This window comes from Alteromonas ponticola (assembly GCF_012911815.1).
Classification (GTDB): Bacteria; Pseudomonadota; Gammaproteobacteria; order Enterobacterales; family Alteromonadaceae; genus Alteromonas; species Alteromonas ponticola.
Window position 1 is genome coordinate 457,667 of sequence record NZ_JAATNW010000003.1, and the last position, 15,410, is coordinate 473,076.

15 protein-coding genes are annotated in these 15,410 nt (G+C 46.0%); 7 read left to right on the plus strand and 8 right to left on the minus strand.

Annotation, left to right across the window (positions count from 1 at the left end; genetic code table 11):
- Nucleotides 1-151: 151 nt before the first annotated feature.
- Complete coding sequence (locus HCJ96_RS06995; protein ID WP_169210312.1) at nucleotides 152-1,930, minus strand: trans-sulfuration enzyme family protein; 1,779 nt, start codon at nucleotides 1,928-1,930, stop codon at nucleotides 152-154.
- A gap of 106 nt (nucleotides 1,931-2,036) precedes the next feature.
- Between HCJ96_RS06995 and HCJ96_RS07000 the strand changes: the two genes are divergently transcribed.
- Nucleotides 2,037-2,993: a D-2-hydroxyacid dehydrogenase gene (locus HCJ96_RS07000; RefSeq protein WP_169210313.1), complete on the plus strand. Its 957-nt coding sequence runs from the start codon at nucleotides 2,037-2,039 to the stop codon at nucleotides 2,991-2,993.
- A 4-nt stretch (nucleotides 2,994-2,997) separates the two neighbouring features.
- Here the strand turns inward: HCJ96_RS07000 and HCJ96_RS07005 are convergent, their stop codons facing one another.
- The 3 genes from HCJ96_RS07005 to HCJ96_RS07015 form a co-directional block, all read right to left on the minus strand.
- Nucleotides 2,998-3,570: a glutathione S-transferase family protein gene (locus tag HCJ96_RS07005; protein WP_169210314.1), complete on the minus strand. Its 573-nt coding sequence runs from the start codon at nucleotides 3,568-3,570 to the stop codon at nucleotides 2,998-3,000.
- 77 nt (nucleotides 3,571-3,647) lie between these two features.
- Entirely contained in the window at nucleotides 3,648-3,992 is a 345-nt protein-coding gene (erpA, locus tag HCJ96_RS07010) for an iron-sulfur cluster insertion protein ErpA (protein WP_169210315.1), read from the minus strand.
- A gap of 103 nt (nucleotides 3,993-4,095) precedes the next feature.
- A complete protein-coding gene (locus HCJ96_RS07015) occupies nucleotides 4,096-4,800 on the minus strand; it encodes a DUF6776 family protein (RefSeq protein WP_169210316.1) in 705 nt (234 codons plus the stop codon).
- Between the two features lie 88 nt (nucleotides 4,801-4,888).
- Here HCJ96_RS07015 and HCJ96_RS07020 point away from each other — a divergent pair, with 88 nt between their 5' ends.
- The 3 genes from HCJ96_RS07020 (at nucleotide 4,889) to HCJ96_RS07030 (ending at nucleotide 7,269) form a co-directional block, all read left to right on the plus strand.
- Nucleotides 4,889-6,565 (plus strand): chloride channel protein, encoded by a 1,677-nt coding sequence (locus HCJ96_RS07020; protein WP_169210317.1) that lies wholly within the window; start codon nucleotides 4,889-4,891, stop codon nucleotides 6,563-6,565.
- A gap of 26 nt (nucleotides 6,566-6,591) precedes the next feature.
- Nucleotides 6,592-7,020, plus strand: a complete 429-nt coding sequence (locus HCJ96_RS07025; protein ID WP_169210318.1) for a CopD family protein — start codon at nucleotides 6,592-6,594, stop codon at nucleotides 7,018-7,020.
- Between the two features lie 69 nt (nucleotides 7,021-7,089).
- Complete coding sequence (locus HCJ96_RS07030; protein ID WP_169210319.1) at nucleotides 7,090-7,269, plus strand: hypothetical protein; 180 nt, start codon at nucleotides 7,090-7,092, stop codon at nucleotides 7,267-7,269.
- Between the two features lie 2 nt (nucleotides 7,270-7,271).
- Here HCJ96_RS07030 and HCJ96_RS07035 read toward each other — a convergent pair whose 3' ends face one another.
- The gene (locus HCJ96_RS07035; protein WP_169210320.1) at nucleotides 7,272-7,904 is read right to left on the minus strand and encodes a UPF0149 family protein; all 633 of its coding nucleotides are present in this window, start codon (nucleotides 7,902-7,904) and stop codon (nucleotides 7,272-7,274) included.
- Between the two features lie 119 nt (nucleotides 7,905-8,023).
- On the opposite strand from HCJ96_RS07035, the gene HCJ96_RS07040 reads away from it, so the two are divergent.
- Entirely contained in the window at nucleotides 8,024-9,217 is a 1,194-nt protein-coding gene (locus HCJ96_RS07040; RefSeq protein ID WP_169210321.1) for an Nramp family divalent metal transporter, read from the plus strand.
- Nucleotides 9,218-9,220: 3 nt separating this feature from the next.
- Here HCJ96_RS07040 and HCJ96_RS07045 read toward each other — a convergent pair whose 3' ends face one another.
- The 3 genes from HCJ96_RS07045 to typA all read right to left on the minus strand — a co-directional run bounded on the left by HCJ96_RS07045 (nucleotide 9,221) and on the right by typA (nucleotide 12,858).
- Nucleotides 9,221-10,351 carry an aminotransferase class I/II-fold pyridoxal phosphate-dependent enzyme gene (locus tag HCJ96_RS07045; RefSeq protein WP_169210322.1) on the minus strand — a complete coding sequence of 377 codons (1,131 nt, stop codon included), beginning with the start codon at nucleotides 10,349-10,351 and terminating at the stop codon, nucleotides 9,221-9,223.
- 128 nt (nucleotides 10,352-10,479) lie between these two features.
- Nucleotides 10,480-10,860, minus strand: coding sequence for a response regulator (locus HCJ96_RS07050; protein ID WP_169210323.1), 381 nt, complete (start codon nucleotides 10,858-10,860; stop codon nucleotides 10,480-10,482).
- Between the two features lie 159 nt (nucleotides 10,861-11,019).
- On the minus strand, nucleotides 11,020-12,858 hold the full coding sequence (gene typA, locus HCJ96_RS07055) for a translational GTPase TypA (protein ID WP_169210324.1): 1,839 nt from the start codon (nucleotides 12,856-12,858) through the stop codon (nucleotides 11,020-11,022).
- A gap of 431 nt (nucleotides 12,859-13,289) precedes the next feature.
- Here typA and glnA point away from each other — a divergent pair, with 431 nt between their 5' ends.
- Nucleotides 13,290-14,699 carry a glutamate--ammonia ligase gene (gene glnA, locus HCJ96_RS07060; RefSeq protein WP_169210325.1) on the plus strand — a complete coding sequence of 470 codons (1,410 nt, stop codon included), beginning with the start codon at nucleotides 13,290-13,292 and terminating at the stop codon, nucleotides 14,697-14,699.
- 106 nt (nucleotides 14,700-14,805) lie between these two features.
- The gene (locus HCJ96_RS07065) at nucleotides 14,806-15,339 is read left to right on the plus strand and encodes a DUF4124 domain-containing protein (protein WP_169210326.1); all 534 of its coding nucleotides are present in this window, start codon (nucleotides 14,806-14,808) and stop codon (nucleotides 15,337-15,339) included.
- Nucleotides 15,340-15,410: the final 71 nt, after the last annotated feature.

The following is a 15,410-nucleotide window of genomic DNA, read 5'->3' on the forward strand; positions in this document are numbered from 1 at the left end:
ACACAGTAAAAAGTACCCTATACCCTACACCTTGCTCTTTGCAAGTGCCCGCTGCGTTATTAAAAAATTGAAATAAGGTAAATGTTGGAAATAGATTTTGTGGCAACCGCGTTGAAGTACAATCGCACTCCAACGCGAGTTGATGTATTCATTACTCTTGCAGAATTTCGGCAATGCCAGGAACCGCGGTATAGTGTTGTTCGCATACCTGCATGCTTATTTTCCGGTACAGTGCATCAATATCAGCATTACTCATGAACTCTTTGCTGAACCCCTCGACCGCGGGATCAATAAAGTGGCGGGCAGCCAGCATAAAATGCGCAATGAGTTGCTTCACGTTATCTGTCCCCATTGCGATTCGCATTGTGGTCAGTTCAATCCCTGCTCTGCGCTGCTCTTCTTTACTCAACTCAGAATGCGAGGTTAAAGCCGGACACAAAATAATCGTATTGGTTTGTCCAATGCTGACCTGGTGACTGAATGCAGGTTCCAGGGCATCGAAAAAGCGAGTGAAGATTTCCCGTTCTAAATTAGCTGGAGCCATATCCACGGTGAAGAGCGGGCAAGGCCATCCATGTTTATGCTGCTTGCGTTTCAATGCGGCATTGGGATGATTATCCAGCGCATGACTGTTCACCCTGATTTTTGGATGCGCGGCAAGAAATTCAGTGAAGACCTGCGTGTTTATGACTTTGGAAATTATACGCTGTTCCAGGGTCTTCATGCCGTTTAACACATCAAACGCTTTTTCCGAGTCAAGAAACGCCCCCTTGATGTAATACACATCCCAAAATAATGTTTCAGACCACTTCACGCCGTTCACTTCGTCGCCTTTGGACTGGAACATGCGATGGTTTTCGCCAATGACCACGCCGGCGGTGGTCGCGCCACTGCCGCAGATATCTTTCGTGTAACTGTGCACGATATAATCAGGGCGGGCTGCGCGATTTTCATGTTGCAATGGCTGGTGCAACACTGGTGTTGCCAGGGTGGAATCTAACATTACCAATGCATCCAGCTTATGCGCCTCTTCACATATTGCAGGTACATCCAGTACATAACCATGTGGGTTACAGGGCGACTCCAGATAAACATGCATGTTTGCGCCATTTTCCAGACGCTCAGCATTCTTCTCGCGAGTTTCGTTCATGAAGTCAACGAATGCTTCTTTAGAATAACCATCAAACCAGGCAACCTGGATATCCATACGATTACTGCGGGCGAAATAATCGTGCAGTAATTGATAGGTACCACCATACACATTGCGCGAAACAATTAAGACATCGCCGTGGGTCAGCACATTTGATAGCAGCGCATCAATGGCCGCCATACCAGAGTTGAAGTTCCAGGCCATGTATTCTGAAGCGAATTTCCCAGCTTCGCGATCCACGATGGCATTTGCCAGCGAGATATTGGTCGGGTTTAACAGGCGAGAATAGATCTGATGCGTAAACTCTTTTCCCTGAAAGGCATCATCCACCCACTCAGTACAGGCGTAAACGTAGGTAGCGGTGCGCACAACCACCGGGGTTGCTGAAAATAGAGCGGTTACATTATCAAATAACGGGTAGTGTCCTTGTGAGTCATCACCGGAAGATAAACTTTGATAAGTTTTTCGAAAAGGATTTTGTAATGTATCCAGAATTTTTGCGATCTGGAACGAGAGAAATTTTTTCGCATTAAAATAGGCAACGCGGTCTTCTTTATTTAATGAGCTGAGGGTATTTGTTGTAATGTCCCATAATGTCATCACGTCAGCTTGAGCCTGATAAAGACTACGTGCAGTGCTACTCAACGCGTGACCATATTCTGAGTCGGCCTTAATGCCAAAATGCGCAAGCTGCTCACTGACCAATTCATCCAATGACGTAGCCTGTGTTGTATTTCTTCTTGGCGACAGGCACTTGGCTGATTGTAATGTATCCTTCATTTCGATTACTCTGGTTATTACCGATAAGCGAATGTAAATTGTTAATGAGAATTTATAAACATGAAACGGAATTGTATCCACTCCGTTAAGGAAAGATTTATTTACAATGAAAAAAGCTAACGCCCCCAAGCGCGTTAACCTGACTATTTTATGTAGCGACGCGTTTCAATACCGTAATTTGATTGAAGCTGAGGAAAATCAAAACCTTGTTATTGTTCAGTGTGCTACTTCACCGGAGCAAATTGACACGGAACAGGTGGAGTGTCTACTTGCCTCGCCAGCTATGGCTGCCGAAATTCTAAATGAATGTCCTAACCTGCAATGGTGTCAATCGACCTGGGCTGGCAATGCACCGCTATTGGAGCATTCGCGGCGGGATTATTCCCTTACTGGGGTCAAAGGCGTGTTTGGACAACAAATGCGCGAATACGTATTTACCTACCTGCTGCATTTTTCGCGAAACGTTGACGCATTTTCAAAACAGCAGCGAAAGCAGCAATGGAAACCAGTACCATACAGCTATATAGCGGGTAAAACCCTGGGTATACTGGGTGCAGGTTCTATTGCCCGTTCACTCATTTCGCCTGCGCTGGCATTCGAAATGCGCGTTACTGGGTTAAACTCTTCGGGCCATTCTGTACCCGGTTTTGACCAGATCTATAGTGCAGAGAAAAAAAGAGACTTCGCCCGAGAATGTGACTATGTGCTGAATTTGTTACCCGATACCGCTGCAACTCACCATTTTATTGATCGCGAATTTATTGCCGCGCTACCGCAGCATGCGGTATTGATTAACGCAGGACGAGGCTCTGCCATTGAGGAGGCCAGTTTGCTGGAGGCGTTAGACAACAATCAATTGCGAGGCGCAGTGCTCGACGTATTCATAGAAGAGCCGTTACCTGATACACATCCATTCTGGCACCACCCGAAGATAGTAATTACTCAGCATACGGCTGCAGAATCACGACCGGAAGACATCGTTGCGTTGTTTTTAGAAAATGTTGAACGCTATATTGCGTGCCGGCCGCTGCGCTTTCAATTTAATTTTGATAAGGGATACTAGGTGGTTAACGTCGCGGATCGGTCGCAGTCACTTCAATGCGGTCGATGTGGCGTTCTCTAAATGCCTTTAAATGGTCGAATGCCTTTAAGTTGTGCATTTCGCGAAATTCAATCCAGTCAATCAGGGTAAACAGACAGATCGCTGGATAGTCCCATCCTTCAAACCCGTTTAAACCTACCTGTTTGTCCAGTTCTTGTAAGGTGGCTTGCGCCCGCTCTTTCTGTAGACGGTAGTAAAGCTTGTCTTCACTGATATCAAATTCAGATCGTTTCAATAGTAACAATTGTACGAGTGAGTCATTGGCAGAATCAATTAACGTTAATTGGTTTTCCTGTTCCCAGTTAAGCGGAGCGTAATTGAATTTCTCAGCCAGATAGCGATAAATCACCCTGGAATCAAATATGATGCCGCCATCGTCTTCCATAAACGGAATTTTCAATGTTGGATTATGTGCAGCCAGGGTAGCGCGATCATCATTTTGGAAAATTTCCAAATTGACAAATTCATGAGGAGTCTGCGCCATTAAAATACGAAGACGACGAACATAAGGAGACGTAGTAGAGCCAAATATTTTCATGTTAACTAACAGTCCTTAATACATACTCATATTTTAGTTATAGCAGTAAAAAATATTACGCAAAAGTTCGAAGGCAATTACACGCTGAAGCTGGCCCCACAACCACATGTGGTCGTTGCATTAGGATTATTTACCACGAAACGCGAGCCTTCCAGCCCATCGATATAATCAACCGTACCACCCACAAGATATTGCAGGCTCATGGGATCGACAACCAGCGTTACTTCGTTTTTAGCAATGGTCATATCGCCGTCATTTACTTTTTCATCGAACGTAAAGCCATATTGAAAGCCGGAGCAACCGCCACCCGTCACATAAACGCGCAGTTTGAGCTCAGGATTTTCTTCGTCCGTCACCAGTTCTTTTACTTTACTGGCCGCGGCGTCAGAAAATTCAATAGGAAGTGCAGTTTCAACAGTCATAGGTACCTCTAGTCATTACCCTGCAATTATCTTATAGATAGTCGCTGCTATCAACTGCATTAAGCGAGCTTAATCAGTTATGCGTTCAACTTTAATTAATATTTCAGCTTTCATCGGCTAACCGCCAATCAAAACGCTTTTGGTAAGCGCCGCGTAATGTCGTGAATTGATACACCTTTGTTTCTACTTCAACAAATTCAGGCGTAAACCCTTCGGGTAAGGTGAATTCCAGTTGTTCCGCCTGAAAATATTTGAACCGATAATACAGCTTTCCCTCTGGTAACAGGTACTTTGAACCTGCCGCAATTGTAGTGAGCTGCTTGGCAAGACTGCCATGAACCATAATGTTTAAGTCCCCTTTGATGACGGCTTTATTCTGGCGTTGTTGAAGTAAAATAAAGGACATGCGAAAACGGTTGCCCCCTGCTGCTTTGGTGATGCGCAACTGCTCTAATGCAAAGCCAGCCTGTGTCGTTTCAGGAGCAATAATGCGCTCATACAATGATAAAGTATCAAGCAATTCACTTTGCTCCGCCTGATACTTTGCAAGCGTCTGGCTGAGTTGTTCGCTTTTTTCCTGTAAAAGCGCTGTAGCAGCCCGTTGCTGGTTAAGCTCGGAATAAAGTTGATTATTTTCATTGGCAAGTAGTTTAATGGCAGAGGCATCAGTACGAGCGATCTGGCCTTGTTGATTCGCGACATAATTTGCCAGTAAGTATCCAAAAAGCATCATCAATAGCATGGCGCATGCGATAGCCAGTTTCGATGGCAAAACGGCAGGTTGACCTGCACCTTTTGAAGTTTTCATTTTATTCTAAGGTTCTAAGGGTTAAAGCATTTGCAAAGCAAGCACTTGTGATAAGCTATGGATTAAGTTTGGCAGATAGTATCATGACATGCGTCTTTCGGCTCTACGAAAAGAATTGGCCCATCCCCGCACTTCTATTCAAATTTGTTTGCTAGGTATCGTTGGCGGTGTCAGCGCTGCGCTGCTAATCATCTTATTTCGTCTGTGTGTCGAATGGGTCCAGGATCACGCTCTCGAAAGCCTGAACAACGTAATTTCATCCAACGGGTTAGTGTGGATGATTATGCCACTCCTGGCAGTATTTTTTATTCTCATTATTGCTTATCTCACTGGCTTCAAACACTATCGGATGGGTATTCCTTTTGTCATTCATCGTGTCAAATACTATTACGGACATATTCCCTTTCGTACTACCATTAATCAGTTCTTTGGCGGCATGCTGGCGCTGGCCGGAGGCTTTGTGGTGGGTCGTGAAGGGCCGTCAGTGCATTTAGGGGCTGCTGGCAGCAGCTATTTAGGACAATGGCTACGCTTACCTTTCAACACCATCAGGATTTTAGCTGGGTGCGGCATTGCAGCAGGCATTTCTGCGTCGTTCAATACCCCTTTTGCCGCCGTAATTTTCGTAATGGAAGTGGTGTTAAGAGAATACAAAATCCATATCTTTGTCCCTGTCATGCTTGCTGCCGCCTGCGGTTCGGTGATGACCCGTCTGGTTTTTGGATCAGTAAACGAACTGTCATTTCTCTCGTTCAACGATTTTAGCGAATGGATGTACGTATACCTGATTGGCCTGGGAATCGTTCTGGGCTGGCTGGCGACGCTATTCAATAATCAGCTTATGTTTATCGTAAAGCTTTTCAGACCTGTCAGCATGATTTGGCGTTTGATTTTAGCCGCTCTTATCACAGGCATCGTTACCATGTTATTGCCTGAAGCCAGAGGGGCTGATTTTGTCGATATCGACAGCCTTTTCGCAGGCTCACCAGGGGTATATTTGTTACTTGCCGTATTAGCAGCCAAATTTGTGCTTGCGGTATTTGCGATCGGTTTAGGTATTCCCGGCGGCATCATGGGCCCGGTGATGGTTATTGGCATGCTGGCCGGTGCAATACTGCTGCTACCAGTTAGTCACATATTACCCGCTGAGGAATACACCAGTAGTTTTGCATTACTGGGCGTGGCAGGCATGCTTACCGCGGTGCTTCATGCCCCTCTGGCCGCTTTGTCAGCGGTTATGGAGCTATCTTATAGTCCGCAAATCATTCTGCCGGCCATGTTGGTTATTGTTCCCGCGTATGTCACCTCTACCCAGTTTTTAGGCAATCGCTCTGTTTTTATTCGTCAGTTAGATTATCAAAATTTGCCTTACGCTATCACTTCAATTCGCGAATCGTTAGAAAAAACCGGTGTATTGGCAGCTATGGCAGAGGACTTTAAGTTATTTCGCGATGCGCCTGAGCATGTCCTGTCGAAGTTTTTGTCTGAGGAACCCACTGCGTTAGTGGTGCAGGCTGAGCAATTTGAACTGGACGTGCAGTATAAACTGGTCAGCCTTGATATTAGTCTGGGGCACGACTCCAAGCCGATACTGTTAATTGAAATGGAAGGTGTGAGCGCTCAATCCACCTTGCATGAAGTCTACGAAATATTGAAGAAAAGTCGGTCCGGGGCTGTGTATGTCTACGATCAAGAGCCAGATGTGTTGCTTGGTGTCGTAACCTGGAATACGCTGCAAAGCTTTTTACAAAAAGCGCAGTATTAGTTTGCTTAATAAACCTGTAGAAAACCATGAGTATACTTTGGATTAAAGCGTTACATATTTTTTTCGTGCTTGCATGGATGGCCGGACTTTTTTATTTACCACGAATTTTTGTCTACCATGCGCAATCTGACAATCCCTCTGTGCATGAGCAGTTTAAGGTGATGGAGCGGCGTTTGTGGTGGTTCATCACTCCCTTTGCTGCGCTGGCATTGATATTTGGTGTGTGGCTGATCGCGATGTACGGAATGGAATGGGTTCGGGTATCTGGCTGGCTTCACGCTAAGCTAACTTTGCTTATTGCAGTGTATGGATATCATTTTTACCTGTTCATACTGATGCAGCGTTTCGCAAGAAACGAAAATAAGCATAGTGCCAAATTTTATCGATTCTTAAATGAAATACCGGTTCTTATCATTTTAGCCATTGTCGTTTTAGCAGTCGTTAAACCGTTTTAAGCTAAAGCAGGTATAAATAGCTGAAGTGCAATCAATGGTGGATTGCGCATTTAAATTAAGAGAGACAACATGGACGTACCAAATCAACACCTTAAGTGCCTGCTTGAACGCACTGACATTGCGTTCAAGGCACTGCTTCAGGAGCCAGATTCGGTTGAACGTAATTTGGCATATGAAGATGCCAAGAAAGAATTAGACGTATTTGTATCTAATTTACGCTCTTCGCTGGCGCAACGCAAAGTAGGCTGACATCATTGTTTAGAAAATGTTTCGAACTGATTTGGCAGTGATTGAGCTAACTCGTCAGCTAACGACACATATTCGCTCAACATTCTCGGCAATTGACCATATAACGCAGGCACTTTTTCACGAAATGCGCTGGCCTGTTCCTTCGAGCGGGCAAGTAATGCTAATTCAACATCGGCAAGAGAACTGAAAAATTTCAAACATCGGGTTAACCGTTTTGCCGGCGGCTCGTCATTGCTTAACTGCAGATTATTTTGCGACGCTCTATGCCACGCCTGCTGCCAACATCCCTCAACTGATTGATGTCCCATCAATAAGCCACTGAGCCATTGTTCTGCATCCACCCGTAATGGCTTTTCATCTGCCCAAACCACATATTCAGGTAATAACGTTTTTCCATCCCGCATCAACTTTAATGAATCACGCAATGTAAACATCATAGCATCGGCTAATTTACTTACCTGAGTAGCATCAAGGTTATTGTTACTGCCATTTACCACACCGGGCATCCATTCTTCAGGCATCGGGATTTCGGGGGCTGCAGCAACTGCAAAGATATAACCTTCACAAAATGCCTGTGAAGGCAGTACTTGTGTTAGTGTTGGATTACAATATACAGAGTCTAACGGCGAGCTCACTTTTTTCTCTTAGATTGTGTAGCGACGATAGATTATCTAAACATACTATCCTTGCTGCATCCAGCCAAAAGACGTTATTCTGCCTTTCAATAACAACGAAGACGAGCTGAGCTTTCCCGATGAAAGACAAATCCGGATATATCATCGCTGCCGCATTCATTGGACCTGGCACAATCACTACGGCCAGCTTAGCGGGTGCCAACTATGGATTTCATTTAACTTGGGCCCTGTTATTTTCTATTGTTGCGACCATGGTGCTTCAGGATATGGCCGCTCGGCTAGGGCTGGTAACAGGACAGGGCCTGGCAGATGGGCTCACCCAGAGTACCGCCTCGCCAGCAATACAAAAATTGATGGCTTTTCTGATTGTTGCGGCCATAGGTATGGGTAATGCTGCGTATGAATCGGGTAATTTAACCGGTGCCGCACTCGGTCTTCACGCACTCATTCCTCTTGGTATCTCGATATGGTCAGTGATTCTGGGATTGCTCGCAGCGGTGCTGCTTTATACAGGACGTTACAAGCTGATTGAAAGTACGCTGGTTGGGTTGGTGTTCCTAATGGCCATTGTATTTTTGATTACATTGCTGTTCGCGTCTCCCGACTTCAACCTGATGTGGCAGCAAATGACGTCTCCGACCATTTCATTGCCTTCATTGACTATGATTTTCGCCTTAATTGGTACCACCATTGTGCCTTACAATTTATTTTTACATGCCAGCCTGATGGCCAAAATTAGGCGTGACGATAACCATGCTCAGGCGATTGTCGACTGTCGCAAGCAATCGGTTCGCGCCATTGGGTTTGGTGGATTGATCACGTTGGTTGTGGTGGCCACTGCCATGACGGCTTTTTTTGGCAGTGAGAACACGCTCACCGCTGGCAATCTGGGAAATCAACTCGAGCCGGTTTTGGGCGAGTATGCACAATGGTTCTTTGCTGTGGGCATATTCGCTGCAGGCTTAACCAGCGCTATAACCGCGCCGCTTGCTGCGGCATATGCGGTATGTGGTGCACTAAGGCGCCCTGCTAACCTGGATGATGGTTTTTTTAAAACCATTTGGCTGACCGTTATTGTCGTTGGTGTGGTGGTCGCCAGTGCTGGCTTTAAGCCACTTGCCGCCATCCTGTTCGCGCAGGCAGCAAACGGTTTGCTACTACCCGTTGTTGCCGTATTCCTTCTCATTGTGATGAACACGCATCCTGGATTAGGCCAATTTAAAAATAGACTTGCGTCCAACATAGTGGGCAGTGTTGTGATTGCGCTGATTGTGGCCCTGGCACTCTACAAGCTCGTAAGCCTGGCGAGTTAAGAATTATGTCTTAAGCCGTTTAAGCATTTCCTGAAGCATCCCACGGCTGCACCCGTAGTTGATTCGAATAAACTCTGGATCATTGAAATCCGCTCCGGGCGAGGGTCCAACTCCCTTCCCTTCAGCCCATTGCTGAGGATTATCTACTTTCAGACCCGATGCATCGATCCAGCCAAGATAGGTTGCCTGCGGGGCAAGCATGGAAAGCCCTTCGATTTTATTTATTTCACTCACCAACAAATCACGATTGCCACGTAAATAATCAAGCAAGGATTGATGCCAGTCATCACATTGAGTAAACGCGGCTTCTGTGGCCACTAAACCAATTTTGGAGACCCACGGCAGCATGCCCATCGTAGCGTTAACAAATTGCTGTCGCACTTTACGATTAGGGATAATGGCAAACGCGGTACCCAACCCGGCAATATTGAATGTTTTACTCGCGGCCATTAAAGTAACACTGCGCTGCTCGAGTGACGCAACTCTGCCTGCAGGGATATGTTTAACGTCGGTATCCAAAATTAAGTCGCAGTGCACTTCATCAGAACAAAGCAGCAGATCGTGTTTTTCACATAGCTGCGCAATGTGATCAATTTCCGCTGCGGTAAACACCGAACCCACAGGATTCATCGGGTTGCATAAAATCAGTTGACTGCACAACGGGTCAGCAGCGTGTTTTTCCAGTTCATCAAAATCCAGTGTCCATCGTCCATCCAGTTTGATGGTACCTGCGGTTAAGCGCTCCAGTCCGTTGAGCTTAGGGGCGGCAAGAAGTGGAGGATAGTTTGGGGTTTGTACTATCACCTTGCTGTCATGCTGGCTAAAGGCTTTGCAGAAGACGTTAAATGCTGGCACCACACCGGGCACCCACACAATCCAGTCGGCCTCGACTGTCCAGTCATGCTTTTCAGCCAGCCAGCGTATTACCGCGTCTTTTGCCGGCGTATATTGATTTGGCAAGGTATAACCCATTACTCCCGTATTCGTTTCTGCGTGAATAGCATCCAGAATAGGTGCAGCACACTCAAACTCAGTGTCAGCTACCCAGGCAGGAATAATGTCCTGACCTTCGTACTTTTTCCATTTAAATGAGTAAGTATTGGCGCGTGAGGGTGGGTTATCAAAATTAAACACGAATGAACTGCCTCCTTGTTAAAATGAGGTTTCAGTCTATCTGGCATTCCACGCAGACAAAAGCGCATTTTTGATATATGAAAAAGCTAAAGGGAATTTGCGTAGTGGCAGCGATTCCAGCGAATTGCTCAGGAGAGCTTGAGTGCATCCTTGACTTTAGCAACCAGACAATCTTTTACTATAGGTTTAGCAATGTAATCATCGACCCCTACCTGCATGGCTTCAACCACCATATCTCTGGATACATCAGCGGTTAATAAAATAAAGGGGATATTCAGATTGACAGCATGACACATTTTTAACAACGTCAACCCGTTATATACAGGCATATTTTGGTCACTGATGATCAGTTGCAGCGTATCAGGTGTTTGCTTAACCAAAAACTCCAGCGCCTGCTCACTGCGTGAAAACGTAAAAACGAAGGCGCCTAACGCCTCTTCGAGGATATTTTTGATGATTTCGAGCGTCACGTCATCATCTTCAATTGCAACGATATTTATGTCAGACATCTCGTGAAACAGTCAGTTAGGTTACTTACAGAATACACGGTGATTGACAGGTTGCAAGTGTTGCCAACAATTCAATATTAAAACTAAAGTATATATAGTATCTGGTTAAATAAAAAAGGGCGCTTAACAAAAGCGCCCTTTTTAACAATAACTTAATTTTTAGCTTTTACTCTTTTCACGAGATGCACGCTTACGATCGTTTTCAGTCAGCAGCTTCTTACGAATACGAATGCTCTTTGGTGTCACTTCAACCAGTTCATCATCATCAATGAATTCCAGTGCCTGCTCCAGTGACATCACGATAGGTGGAACCAGCGTTTGCGCTTCGTCAGTACCAGAAGCCCGCACGTTGGTAAGCTGTTTACCCTTCAACGCGTTCACGGTCAGGTCGTTATCCCGGCTGTGGATACCAATAACCATGCCTTCATACACTTCTACACCGTGGCCGATGAATAATCGCCCACGCTCCTGCAGATTAAATAATGCGTTAGTCAGCGCTTTGCCCGGGGCATTCGCAATCAATACACCATTTTTACGCTGGCCAATTTTACCACCTTTATGCGCAGCGTAGTGGCTGAAAGAGTGGTAAAGCAAACCTGAACCTGAGGTCAGTGTCATAAACTCAGTTTGGAAGCCAATCAAACCACGGCTAGGGATCACAAAGTCAATTCGAACTCGCCCTTTACCATCTGGAGACATGTCGGTCATTTCAGCTTTACGTATACCAAGCTGTTCCATGATCGAACCCTGATCTTCCTCTTCACAGTCAACGGTAAGTGTTTCAAACGGTTCTTGCAGCTGGCCATCTACTTCTTTCAGGATAACTTCAGGACGAGAAACCGCCAGTTCGTAGCCTTCACGACGCATATTTTCAATGAGGATACCCAGGTGCAATTCACCACGGCCTGATACGCGGAACTTATCCGGATCATTCATTTCCTCAACTCGCAAGGCAACGTTGTGTACCAGCTCATCCTTCAGGCGGTCAAGAATGTTACGCGAGGTAACATATTTACCTTCCTTACCAGAGAACGGTGACGTATTGACCTGGAATGTCATGGTTACGGTAGGCTCGTCCACCGTAAGCGGTGGTAAGGCTTCAACATTATTAACGTCACAAATAGTGTCGGAAATTTTCAGCTCGCCTAAACCGGTAATGGCAATGATGTCACCGGCGTGGGCCGATTCCACTTCATGACGTTCCAGTCCAAGGTAACCCAGTACCTGGCCAACTTTACCGTTGCGCTTTTTACCTTCAGCAGTTACCACGGTCACTTGCTGATTCATCTTTACGCTGCCGCGCTTAATACGGCCAACGCCAATTACGCCTACATACGAGTTGTAATCCAGCTGCGATATTTGCATCTGAAACCCGCCTGCAGGATCAGCATTGGGCGCTTCGACTTGATCAACGATGGTTTGGAACAGCGGCGTCATGTCCGTTCCTTTGGTATCCGAATCAAGTGACGCCCAACCATTCAGCGCTGAGGCGTAAACCACTTGGAAGTCTAATTGATCATCGGTCGCACCCAGGTTATCAAACAAATCGAATACCTGATCCATTACCCAGTCAGGACGTGCGCCAGGCTTGTCAATTTTGTTGATCACAACAATCGGCTTAAGGCCCTGTGCAAACGCCTTTTGCGTTACAAAACGCGTCTGCGGCATGGGTCCTTCCTGTGCGTCTACCAGCAACAGCACCGAGTCTGCCATCGACATAACGCGCTCTACTTCGCCGCCGAAATCAGCGTGTCCAGGGGTGTCGACGATGTTGATACGGTAATCGTTCCAGTTTATGGCCGTGTTTTTAGCCAGAATGGTGATCCCACGCTCTTTCTCAATGTCGTTCGAGTCCATTACACGTTCTTGTGCTTCACCGCGGCTTTCCAGCGTTCCGGATTGCTGAAGAAGCTTGTCGACCAGAGTTGTTTTGCCGTGGTCAACGTGAGCAATGATGGCGATATTTCTTAATTTATTGATGTCAATACTTGTATTCATGTGTAGCTACTTTAAATGGCGTGCCATGGTTGGAGCAAATATTTGCTAGAGACTTGCTGGGTTGCACAATTGGGCGCGGATTGTACAGAAAATTGAAATAAAATGCGCACTATTTTTCAAAATTTAATCGGATTTATTAAATAGTGCTTTCTTTCCAGTCTGCGGCCCCACAGTTGATCAATTTTACAGGATTTTCTGTACGCAATGTCTATACTGCTTTCAGGCCAGCATGCAGACCCGCTTGCACCAATTTGGTGCCGGATTGCACCCAAAAGATCCTGCTATTTTAAATTTTGGCAGTTTTGTGGTCGTTAGCCCTTGCAACATCATGCACTACGACATGGCATGAATATCGCTTTAAATGTCGGATAAATACAACCTGTTTTATAACGGGCAATTCGACACATTTTTTTCATTTGCTGGAGGACACGATGTCAGTAGAAAAGGCATTAGAACTGATTAAAGAAACAGAAGCTAAATTCGTCGATTTACGCTTCACAGATACTAAAGGAAAAGAGCAACACGTATCTATCCCCGCATCACTTGTGGATGAAGAGTTTTTCGAAGAAGGCAAAATGTTTGATGGTTCATCAATTGCGGGTTGGAAAGGGATCAACGAATCTGACATGGTATTAATGCCAGACTCTACTACCGCTGTTCTGGACCCGTTTTCTGAAGAAGTTCAGGTTAATATTCGCTGTGACATTCTGGAACCGAATACCATGGAAGGCTACGAGCGCGATCCTCGCTCTGTTGCCCGCCGTGCCGAAGAATATCTTAAATCTACCGGCATCGGTGACACGGTTCTTTTTGGTCCAGAGCCAGAATTCTTCATATTTGACGATGTGCGCTTCCACACTGATATGTCAGGGTCTTTTTTCAAAATTGACTCTGCTGAGGCGAAATGGAATTCAGGCGCTGAATTTGAAGGCGGCAACATGGCGCACCGGCCTGGCGTCAAAGGCGGTTACTTCCCGGTACCACCGGTAGATTCTGCCCATGATACCCGCGCAGCTATGTGCATGGTAATGGAAGAAATGGGCTTGCACATTGAAGCGCACCACCATGAAGTAGCAACTGCGGGACAGAATGAAATTGCCTGTCGATTCAATACCATGGTGACCAAGGCAGATGAGATTCAAATCTACAAGTATGTCGTACACAATGTTGCGCATGCGTATGGCCAAACGGCAACCTTTATGCCCAAGCCACTGGTGGGTGACAATGGCTCTGGTATGCACTGCCACCAGTCAATCTCTAAAGACGGCGTGAATATCTTTGCTGGAGACAAGTATGCGGGTCTGTCTGATGAAGCGCTGTATTACATTGGCGGTATCATCAAACACGCTCGTGCGATTAATGCGTTTTCCAATGCATCGACCAACTCTTACAAGCGCCTGGTTCCTGGATTCGAGGCACCGGTTATGCTGGCCTACTCTGCCCGTAACCGTTCAGCGTCAATCCGTATTCCATACGTTACCAGTGACAAGGCACGTCGCATTGAAGTTCGCTTCCCTGACCCAACGGCCAACCCATACCTGGCGTTTACCGCGATGTTGATGGCGGGTCTTGATGGAATTAAAAACAAGATTCACCCTGGCGATGCAATGGATAAGAACCTTTACGATCTGCCACCAGAAGAAGCTAAAGATATCCCGACTGTTGCCAGCTCGCTTGAAATGGCATTAGACGCATTGGATAGCGACCGTGACTTCCTGAAAGCCGGTGGTGTTATGACTGATGACATGATTGACGCTTACCTGGGTGTGAAGAGAGAAGAAGTAGAAAAAGTCAGAATGACTACGCATCCACTGGAGTTTGACCTTTATTACAGTGTGTAATTAAACCGTTATTTCTGCTAATACCTAAGCCCGCAACTGCGGGCTTTTTTTTATTCACAAAACTAGACTAGAATGTAATTTACTGAAGAGTTCGAGGAAGCAAGTTATGCGAAGATCAGCGTATTGGGCAGTGGCCGTTTCACTGTTAGTCGTGAATAAGGTGGATGCTGATCCCGTGTACAAGGTTGTGCAGGAAGACGGTACCGTTTTATATACTAACGAGCCTCAACAGGGTGCCGAAGAAGTGACCCTCGCAGACACTACTAAAAACGCGGTACCAGCGCTGTCTTCACAAACTCGTGCCCAACCAGCTTTACAACCGCCTCCAAAAAACAAGCCTGATGTTCAGGTAAGTATTCTCTCGCCAGCACCAGAAGCTACCATCCGGGACAATCAGGGCAATCTGTTAATTAAAGCGCAAGCCAGTGCTAATGCCCGCGGTCGATACCAACTATGGTTTGATGGCGCAGCGCTAGAGACCAATCAATCTGGCATTTTCAGTCTGGAAGGCATCAACCGCGGTGCCCACGACTATCAGGTTAAATTCATCGACAATAAGGGCAAGACTCTTGCATCGTCACCACAACAAACATTATACCTGCATCAGGCATCGGCATTGATTAATACCAACAGGCAATAAGCGAACTGCCTGGGGACCACTCAGAAGTCGGTGCAATAAATGTCCGCAATAGTGCGCACGAAAACAACTGA

Bases quoted from the DNA above. Each gene is read 5' to 3' on its own strand.
- glnA (WP_169210325.1), top strand. From the start codon at position 13,290: ATGTCAGTAGAAAAGGCATTAGAACTGATTAAAGAAACAGAAGCTAAA.
- HCJ96_RS07025 (WP_169210318.1), top strand. From the start codon at position 6,592: ATGAGTATACTTTGGATTAAAGCGTTACATATTTTTTTCGTGCTTGCA.
- HCJ96_RS07030 (WP_169210319.1), top strand. From the start codon at position 7,090: ATGGACGTACCAAATCAACACCTTAAGTGCCTGCTTGAACGCACTGAC.
- HCJ96_RS07015 (WP_169210316.1), bottom strand. From the start codon at position 4,800: ATGAAAACTTCAAAAGGTGCAGGTCAACCTGCCGTTTTGCCATCGAAA.
- erpA (WP_169210315.1), bottom strand. From the start codon at position 3,992: ATGACTGTTGAAACTGCACTTCCTATTGAATTTTCTGACGCCGCGGCC.
- HCJ96_RS07005 (WP_169210314.1), bottom strand. From the start codon at position 3,570: ATGAAAATATTTGGCTCTACTACGTCTCCTTATGTTCGTCGTCTTCGT.
- HCJ96_RS06995 (WP_169210312.1), bottom strand. From the start codon at position 1,930: ATGAAGGATACATTACAATCAGCCAAGTGCCTGTCGCCAAGAAGAAAT.
- HCJ96_RS07000 (WP_169210313.1), top strand. From the start codon at position 2,037: ATGAAAAAAGCTAACGCCCCCAAGCGCGTTAACCTGACTATTTTATGT.
- HCJ96_RS07050 (WP_169210323.1), bottom strand. From the start codon at position 10,860: ATGTCTGACATAAATATCGTTGCAATTGAAGATGATGACGTGACGCTC.
- HCJ96_RS07065 (WP_169210326.1), top strand. From the start codon at position 14,806: ATGCGAAGATCAGCGTATTGGGCAGTGGCCGTTTCACTGTTAGTCGTG.
- HCJ96_RS07040 (WP_169210321.1), top strand. From the start codon at position 8,024: ATGAAAGACAAATCCGGATATATCATCGCTGCCGCATTCATTGGACCT.
- typA (WP_169210324.1), bottom strand. From the start codon at position 12,858: ATGAATACAAGTATTGACATCAATAAATTAAGAAATATCGCCATCATT.
- HCJ96_RS07020 (WP_169210317.1), top strand. From the start codon at position 4,889: ATGCGTCTTTCGGCTCTACGAAAAGAATTGGCCCATCCCCGCACTTCT.